Origin of the sequence: Halomonas sp. BC2, from assembly GCF_002078115.1 — a bacterium.
Classification (GTDB): domain Bacteria; phylum Pseudomonadota; class Gammaproteobacteria; order Pseudomonadales; family Halomonadaceae; genus Vreelandella; species Vreelandella stevensii.
In genome coordinates, this window is record NZ_LFGT01000012.1 from 195,721 (window position 1) to 197,391 (window position 1,671).

Annotated in this window: 2 pseudogenes; both read left to right on the forward strand. The window is 57.6% G+C overall.

Annotated features, from left to right (window positions below):
* Positions 1–641: pseudogene (locus B7L71_RS09835) on the forward strand (IS3 family transposase); the annotation flags it as partial.
* Positions 642–885: 244 nt separating this feature from the next.
* A pseudogene (locus B7L71_RS09845) lies at positions 886–1,671 on the forward strand (IS5 family transposase); the annotation flags it as partial.

A 1,671-nucleotide genomic window follows, 5' to 3' on the forward strand; every position in this document is an offset into this window, starting at 1 on the left:
GGGGAACTTGAAGCCGAAAATGGACGTTTGAAAAAGCTGCTCGCGGAGTCACTACTGGAGATGGAGGTCACTCGTGAGGCGCTGAGAAAAAATTGGTGAGCACCCCGGCACCCCGAGACGTGGTGCGTTTTATGGTGTCACGTGGCCTGAGCGAGCGCCGAGCGCTCCGTGTCATTCGTATGAGTGCCAGTGCCTTGCGCTACCAACCAGCCCCTGACCGCAATGCGACATTGCGTGAACGCATTGTTGCCTTGGCACACCGGCATCGTCGCTACGGCGCTGGCATGATCTACCTGAAACTGCGTCAAGCGGGTGAACAGGTCAATCACAAGCGCGTCGAACGGCTCTACGCGGCGGCTCGGTTGCAGGTAAAGCGACGCAAGCGTAAGAAGATTCCCTTGTCTGAACGCAAGCCCCTTGGCCGCCCTGGTGCCGCCAATCAGGTCTGGTCCATGGATTTTGTATTTGATCGCACGGCAGATGGACGCGTTATCAAGAACCTCATCATTGTCGACGACGCCACCCATGAAGCCGTGGCTATCGTGCCTGAACGTGCCATTGGTGGGTTGTCTTTAACACGGATATTTGACCATCTGGCTTTACAACGCGGGCTCCCTCACGCCATTCGTACGGATAACGGACTACCTACGGAGCTCACTCAATATGCACACAAAATCTCACTTCGTGCTCGGCATCGGAACACTTACTCACTACTCAGGCTCATAGGTCGCGACCAGATCTAAAGGGTGCTCACCATAGTGTAAAAGGGTCCAAATGACCCAACAGGACTTAAGGAAACGCTGCATAAATCCCGTCGGAGCTGCCTCGTAGCCACCGGCGAGGTAAAATCTGACCAGTCCAACATCCGCTGACAGAGCCACTCCGATGAAACAGATCTCATTCGCCCAGGCTGAGCACTAGCACAAGAAGAAAGTCACCCGCCACGAGCGGTTTCTTGCCCAGATGGAGGAGATGCTACCGTGGCCGCGGCTGATCGCAGCACTGTCGCCGTCCGACTTCCCGAATTCAGCGGGCAAGCGAGGCCGGCCACCCATTGGCCTGGAGCGCATGCTGCGCATCTACTTCCTGCAGCAGTGGTATGCCTTGGCCGATGAAGCGCTGGAGAATGCCATCTACGACAGCCGGGCCATGCGTGATTTCATCGGTATCATCTGACCATCGAGAGCGCGCCGGACGCGACCACTCTGCTTCGCTTCCGTCACCTGCTGGAGCAGCATTCCCTGACCCAGCGGATCTTCGAGGAGATCAACGCCAGCTTGGCCGAGCAGGGCCTGTTCATGCGCGAGGGCACCATCGTCGATGCCACCATTGTGGCGGCCGCCCTTCCACCAGGAGCAAGGCAAGGCAGCGCGATCCGGACATGAAGCAGACCAGGAAAGGCGGTCTGAAGGCCCACATTTGCGTCGATGCCGTCACTGGGCTGACCCACAGTGTTGCCGCCACGTCGGCCAACGTCGCCGATGTCACCATGACCAGTGAATTGGTCCGGGACGATGACAAACGGGTATACGGCGACGCGGGTTGCACCGGCATGTGGAGCTATCTGGGCGAAGAGAAGGATACCCCGGATTCTCGTTGTTGCATCGCCGCCAGGCGCAGCACTATTAAGAAGATGGAAGACAAGCCCAATGAAAGTGCTGTTGTTGGAAT